Raw genomic sequence first — 7,018 nt, 5'->3', positions numbered from 1 at the left:
TTATTATAAGGTATCTTACTTTCGAATACATAGGGGTAAGAAGCGAACGCAGGGAACTGAAACATCTAAGTACCTGCAGGAAAGGACATCAACCGAGACTCCGTAAGTAGTGGCGAGCGAACGCGGACCAGGCCAGTGGCAATGATGAATAAAGCGGAACGATTTGGAAAAGTCGGCCATAGAGGGTGATAGCCCCTTACGCGTAGAACAGTCATTGTCCTTGAGTAGGGCGGGGCACGTGAAATCCTGTCTGAACATGGGGAGACCACTCTCCAAGCCTAAGTACTCGTGCATGACCGATAGCGAACAAGTACCGTGAGGGAAAGGTGAAAAGCACCCCGACGAGGGGAGTGAAATAGAACCTGAAACCGGATGCCTACAAACAGTCGGAGCCCGCAAGGGTGACGGCGTACCTTTTGTATAATGGGTCAACGACTTAGTGTAACTAGCAAGCTTAAGCCGGTAGGTGTAGGCGCAGCGAAAGCGAGTCTGAATAGGGCGATTGAGTTAGTTGCATTAGACCCGAAACCGAGTGATCTAGCCATGAGCAGGCTGAAGGTTGGGTAACACCAACTGGAGGGCCGAACCCGTATCTGTTGCAATAGATTGGGATGACTTGTGGCTAGGGGTGAAAGGCCAATCAAACTCGGAAATAGCTGGTTCTCCGCGAAATCTATTTAGGTAGAGCGTCGACCGAATACCCTCGGGGGTAGAGCACTGGATGGGCTATGGGGACTCACCGTCTTACTGATCCTAACCAAACTCCGAATACCGAGGAGTACTAGTCGGCAGACACACGGCGGGTGCTAACGTCCGTCGTGAAAAGGGCAACAACCCTGACCTCCAGCTAAGGTCCCCAAGTCATGGCTAAGTGGGAAAGGATGTGAGGATCCCAAAACAACCAGGATGTTGGCTTAGAAGCAGCCATCATTTAAAGAAAGCGTAACAGCTCACTGGTCTAAATAAGGGTCTTTGCGCCGAAAATGTAACGGGGCTAAAGCCATGCACCGAAGCTGAGGATTTGCACTTTGTGCAAGTGGTAGCGGAGCGTTCCGTAAGTCTGTGAAGGCGGACCCGTGAGGGCTGCTGGAGATATCGGAAGTGCGAATGTTGACATGAGTAACGATAAAGGGAGTGAGAGACTCCCTCGCCGAAAGACCAAGGGTTCCTGCTTAAAGTTAATCTGAGCAGGGTTAGCCGGCCCCTAAGACGAGGCGGACACGCGTAGTCGATGGGAACCACGTTAATATTCGTGGGCCTGGTGGTAGTGACGGATCTCGTGTGTTGTACATTCTTACTGGATTGAATGTGCGGCGAAGAGGTTCCAGGAAATAGCTCCACCGTATAGACCGTACCCGAAACCGACACAGGTGGTCAGGTAGAGTATACCAAGGCGCTTGAGAGAACTATGTTGAAGGAACTCGGCAAATTGCACGCGTAACTTCGGAAGAAGCGTGACCCTTTTGTACGCAAGTATGATGGGGTGGCACAGACCAGGGGGTAGCGACTGTTTATCAAAAACACAGGGCTCTGCGAAGTAGCAATACGACGTATAGGGTCTGACGCCTGCCCGGTGCTGGAAGGTTAAAGGGAGGGGTGCAAGCTCTGAACTGAAGCCCCAGTAAACGGCGGCCGTAACTATAACGGTCCTAAGGTAGCGAAATTCCTTGTCGGGTAAGTTCCGACCTGCACGAATGGCGTAACGACTTCCCCGCTGTCTCCAACATAGACTCAGTGAAATTGAATTCCCCGTGAAGATGCGGGGTTCCTGCGGTCAGACGGAAAGACCCCGTGCACCTTTACTATAGCTTTACACTGGCATTCGCCAAGGCATGTGTAGGATAGGTGGTAGGCTTTGAAGCATGGACGCCAGTTCGTGTGGAGCCATCCTTGAAATACCACCCTTATCTTCGTGGATGTCTAACCGCGGTCCGTTATCCGGATCCGGGACAGTGTATGGTGGGTAGTTTGACTGGGGCGGTCGCCTCCGAAAGAGTAACGGAGGCGCGCGATGGTGGGCTCAGACCGGTCGGAAATCGGTCGTCGAGTGCAATGGCATAAGCCCGCCTGACTGCGAGACTGACAAGTCGAGCAGAGACGAAAGTCGGTCATAGTGATCCGGTGGTCCCGTGTGGAAGGGCCATCGCTCAACGGATAAAAGGTACGCCGGGGATAACAGGCTGATGACCCCCAAGAGTCCATATCGACGGGGTTGTTTGGCACCTCGATGTCGACTCATCGCATCCTGGGGCTGGAGCAGGTCCCAAGGGTATGGCTGTTCGCCATTTAAAGCGGTACGTGAGTTGGGTTCAGAACGTCGTGAGACAGTTCGGTCCCTATCTGCCGTGGGTGTAGGAATATTGACAGGATCTGTCCCTAGTACGAGAGGACCGGGATGGACGTATCTCTGGTGGATCTGTTGTCCTGCCAAGGGCATAGCAGAGTAGCTATATACGGAATGGATAACCGCTGAAGGCATCTAAGCGGGAAACCAACCTGAAAACGAGTGTTCCCTATCAGAGCCGTGGAAGACGACCACGTTGATAGGACGGGTGTGGAAGCACAGCAATGTGTGAAGCTTACCGTTACTAATAGCTCGATCGACTTCTTCGTTCCCATTGATTATGTTCATCGAACAAAGTTCGATGACATCATTCTTCTGTCCTGACGCCCGATGGGCTCCGGACGGGCCGCGCCACAGGGCGCGACGACCTCTGGTCTGTATGGCTGCCATGCTCACTGTTGAGCAAAGGTAGAATACGGACAGGTCAAGTAAGACGTGTAATTAAGATAAAAAGTGGCATCGCCACCCAGCTTCTCGAAAACAACAGTCCATGTTAAAACATGAACAATGTTGCGTTTTGCCGACCTGGTGGTTATCGCGGGGCGGCTGCACCCGTTCCCATTCCGAACACGGCCGTGAAACGCCCCAGCGCCAATGGTACTTCGTCTCAAGACGCGGGAGAGTAGGTCGCTGCCAGGTCTGCAAAACGCAACTCAACAATCAATATCTTCTCATCACACACTTCGGCCCAGCCGACAAAAAGGGCCGCCTAAAGCGGCCTTTCGTCGTTTAAGACAGAGCTCTAAAGGCAATAAAACGGCGCGCCAAATCAGGTGCGCCCATCACAGGAGATAAATTGCTCAGCAATTTACTCCGGCAGTGTGCATCACAGGGAAGCTGTTATGCAGTCGCGATAAATCCCATAGGGATTTACGCTGGTAACGCGGGGTGGAGCAGCCCGGTAGCTCGTCAGGCTCATAACCTGAAGGCCGCAGGTTCAAATCCTGCCCCCGCAACCACTCTACAGCACGACATGCTATCCGGCAGTAGCCCCAAACTACGATACAGTACGCCGTAGCACTGCGATCAAACGCTAAATCCCCGACATAAAACACAAATTCCAAAACCGACAGGTGCAAAGCGGGCAGACCGCCGGCGCGGCCATGCCATGTGTTCGAGGTACATACAACGTTGCCTTATGCCAACGCCGCTTCTCCGTAGGCGGAAGCGTCAACGCCGAATGCTGCCCCCTATAATAACGCGCAATTGGTTGCGTGCCACCGCAGATGCCGTTGCGAGAGGAAATGGCTAGGATGTGTGTATTGTTCAGTGGTGTCCTGAGGCAGGGTGAATATATCAGCCAATTTCGATGATTGTAATCCTATATCAGAGTTGGCCATAGGCTGACGTTCTTCAGATGCCAATGCTCCAATATGCTCGACTTGCCGCGTGATCTATTGTTAGGTGAAGGTGCTTAGGAGCGAATTTTGGGGAACGGCTGCATGAGACTCAGGAACCAGATTCTTGCGCTGGCCATAGGGCCCCTGGTGCTTGCGATCATCATCATCACCGCACTCATAACGTGGCAGTCTATGACGCTGGCACGCACGAGTATCGACGCGTTTGAACGAAACATGCTCGCTGCCAAGGAGGCGGAACTCCTTAACCTCACCAATCTTGCCCTATCTGCCATCCGCTCCGTTTATGACAAGGCCGGACCTGATGACGACGCGGCAAAGGAAGAGGTCAAGCGCATTCTGATGGACCTGGACTACGGCACGGACGGCTATTTCTTCGTCTATGACTATGACGGGTTGAACGTCGTTCATCCGCGACAGAATTTTCGACCCGGTAATAACTGGCTGGATCTTTATGATCCCGATGGCAATCGCGTCATTTACGACCTGATCCTCAAGGCGAAGGAAGGCGGAGGCCTTGTTCAGTACAAGTGGGAGAAACCCTCTACCCGGAAGACGGCCGACAAGCTGTCCTTTGCGGCCGGTCTCGACAAGTGGCGCTGGATGATCGGGACGGGGGTTTATCTGGATGACGTCTTTGCAGCGACCGCAGCAGCCAAGGAAGAATTGCGCCACTCCATCACATGGAATTTTCTGATCGTCGCGCTGTTTGCAGTTCCTGCCGTGCTGCTGGTGTTCGCCACTTGCATGTTGCTCAATCTGCGCCAGCAGAGGATGGCGGATGGGCGGCTCAAGGAATTGATGCAGCGGGTCATCGATACGCAGGAAGAGGAGCGCCTGCGCATTGCCCGGGAATTACATGACGGCATTTCTCAAAACCTCGTCGGCGTGCGTTTTGCAATCGATCTCGCGCGGCGCAAGGTGACGCCCGACAATGTCAGTGCCGTGGAGGCAATCGACAAGGGTGCGGCGGCATTGACGGAGGCAATCAAGGAGGTTCGGCGTATCTCGCACGATCTGCGCCCCCGCGTTCTCGATGACCTGGGACTAACCGCGGCTTTGGAAGCCCTGATCTCAAGCTTCTCCGAACGCACTAGCATCGCGGCGACACTGGAATCGGTGGCCTTCAAGCACATGCTCGTTCCAGAGGCCCGTGTCGCGCTTTATCGCGTGGCGCAGGAGGCGCTGACCAATATCGAGCGTCATTCGAACGCGACGCGGGTCACCATCAGATTCTCCAGCCGGGATGAACGCGTGCAGATGGTCGTCAGCGACAATGGCCGCGGATTTCCGGCCACCCGTAAAGAAAACGAAATGCCGAACGACAAGGGGCTTGGCTTGCGAAACATGCAGGAACGCATGACCCATTTCGGCGGCAGGCTTGATGTTGAAAGCTCTGCCAAGGGAACGGTTCTGCGAGCGGTCCTGCCCATGACGGCTATGAAAGACCATGGCCACCGTGTGCCGGAGGCTGCGGAATGACTGTTCGCCCGATCCGGGTTCTTCTTGTCGACAACCATCCTCTCATCCTCGACGGGTTGAAGGCGGTGCTCGAAACTTACGAACATATTGCTGTCGTTGGAACTGCAGTGTCCGCCTTGGCGGGTATTGACGCGGCCGTGGCCACCCAACCCCATGTGGTATTGATGGACATCAACATGCCTCAGATCAATGGCATTGATGCGCTCGAACTCTTCAAGGAAAGACAGCTTTCCGCGCGGATACTGATGCTGTCGATGCATGACAGCCGGGAATATATCTCGACGTCGGTCATGTACGGTGCGGCCGGCTACATTCTGAAGGATGTGGCCACCGAGGAAATAGTCGCGGCAATCGACACCGTTGCGGCGGGCGGCACCTATTTTTCCTCAGGAGTGCGGGATGTGCTGATGGAAAGTTCCACCGGCAGGCTGAAAGAACTCACCACCCGCGAGCAGGACGTTCTGCTGTTGATTGCGAGGGGAAAAAGCAACCGCGACGCTGCTCTGGCTCTCGATATTGCGGAGCGCACGATGGAAACCCACCGCAAGAACATCAAGCGGAAACTGGATATTGCGACGACCGCCGGCCTCATTCGTTATGCGATAGACCACGGGCTCATCAAGGAATAGCGCAATAGGATCGAGGCCCCGCGAATGTCGCCGTCAGGGGCCTCGATATCAGTCATGCCGGCCTATTTGCCGGCGGCCTGCATCGCATAGCCATAGCTGTCATAGGTATATTCGGCGACGCGGAACCACTCATAGCTCTCGTCGCGGAATTTCTTCCAGCCGGGATAGATCTTTGCCCATGCGGGATGTTTCTGCGTGTACTCGTCATAGAGCTCGAAGGTTGCCTTATAGGCGGCGTCGAGCACGTCCCGCGGCAGCGGGCGAAGCTGCGTGCCCTTGGAAACCAGTGAGCGGATCGCATCCTTGTTCTTGACGTCGTAGAGCGCCTGCATGTTGATGTTGGCGGCCTTGCAGGCGGTATCGAGCGCTGCCTTGTATTCGTCGGGCAGGGCCGCATACTGATCCTTGTTGACAAAGAAGTGAATCGTCAGGCCACCTTCCCAGAAGGCCGGATAATAATAATAGGGCGCGATCTGGTAAAAACCGAGTTTTTCGTCGTCATAGGGGCCGACCCATTCTGCGGCGTCGATGGTGCCACGTTCCAGCGCCGGATAAATATCGCCACCGGGAAGCTGCTGCGGCACGGCGCCAAGTTTGGCGAGCACCTGTCCGGCAACGCCGGCAATACGCATCTTGAGGCCCTTGATATCCTCGATACTCTTGATCTCCTTACGATACCAGCCGCCCATCTGGGCGCCCGTGGCACCACCGGGAATACCGATGACGCCGTAGTCGGACAGGAATTCATTATAAGCCTCGTTGCCGCCGCCATGGTAAAGCCATGCGTTTTGCTGACGGGCATTGAGACCGAAGGGGATGGTCGAGCCTATGGCGAATGTCGGATCCTTGCCTGTGAAATAATATCCGCAGGTATGAGAAATTTCGACCGTATTGGCCTTTACGGCATCGATGGCCTGGGCGCCGGGAACGATTTCTCCGGCCTGAAAGACTTGAATGTCGAACTTGCCACCCGTCATGGCCCTCAGGGCATTGGCCATGACAACGGCGCCGCCGTAAATCGTGTCCAGATTGTTCGGGAAACCTGACGTCAAACGCCAGCGAACGGTTGGTGACGATTGGGCTATGGCCGGTGTCGAAAGCGCTGAAGCAGCCGCAGCCGCCCCCGCAAGCACACCGCCTGACAAAAATTGTCTGCGGCCTGGATTGTCCTTCATAGTTTACCTCCTCCTGTTGAATATGAGCGA

Annotated in this window: 3 protein-coding genes, 1 tRNA gene and 2 rRNA genes (1 of these 6 only partly in view); 5 read left to right on the top strand and 1 reads right to left on the bottom strand. The window is 54.7% G+C overall.

What is annotated here, in order from left to right; genetic code table 11:
- The 5 genes from NYR50_RS11305 to NYR50_RS11285 all read left to right on the top strand — a co-directional run.
- Positions 1-2,613, top strand: a 23S ribosomal RNA gene (locus NYR50_RS11305) (it extends 187 nt beyond the left edge of the window).
- Positions 2,614-2,868: 255 nt separating this feature from the next.
- Positions 2,869-2,983 (top strand): 5S ribosomal RNA (gene rrf / locus NYR50_RS11300).
- Between the two features lie 243 nt (positions 2,984-3,226).
- Positions 3,227-3,303, top strand: a tRNA-Met gene (locus NYR50_RS11295).
- Between the two features lie 483 nt (positions 3,304-3,786).
- Entirely contained in the window at positions 3,787-5,184 is a 1,398-nt protein-coding gene (locus NYR50_RS11290; RefSeq protein ID WP_418136004.1) for a cache domain-containing protein, read from the top strand.
- Entirely contained in the window at positions 5,181-5,813 is a 633-nt protein-coding gene (locus NYR50_RS11285; RefSeq protein ID WP_174012559.1) for a response regulator, read from the top strand. The genes NYR50_RS11290 and NYR50_RS11285 overlap by 4 nt, the downstream gene beginning before the upstream one ends.
- A 62-nt stretch (positions 5,814-5,875) precedes the next feature.
- Here NYR50_RS11285 and NYR50_RS11280 read toward each other — a convergent pair whose 3' ends face one another.
- The gene (locus tag NYR50_RS11280; protein WP_418136003.1) at positions 5,876-6,988 is read right to left on the bottom strand and encodes a TRAP transporter substrate-binding protein; all 1,113 of its coding nucleotides are present in this window, start codon (positions 6,986-6,988) and stop codon (positions 5,876-5,878) included.
- Positions 6,989-7,018 lie beyond the last annotated feature (30 nt).

The sequence above is a fragment of the Agrobacterium sp. El2ro-1b genome (assembly GCF_048298475.1).
Classification (GTDB): domain Bacteria; phylum Pseudomonadota; class Alphaproteobacteria; order Rhizobiales; family Rhizobiaceae; genus Agrobacterium; species Agrobacterium fabrum.
This window is presented reverse-complemented; position numbering and strand designations above follow the sequence as displayed.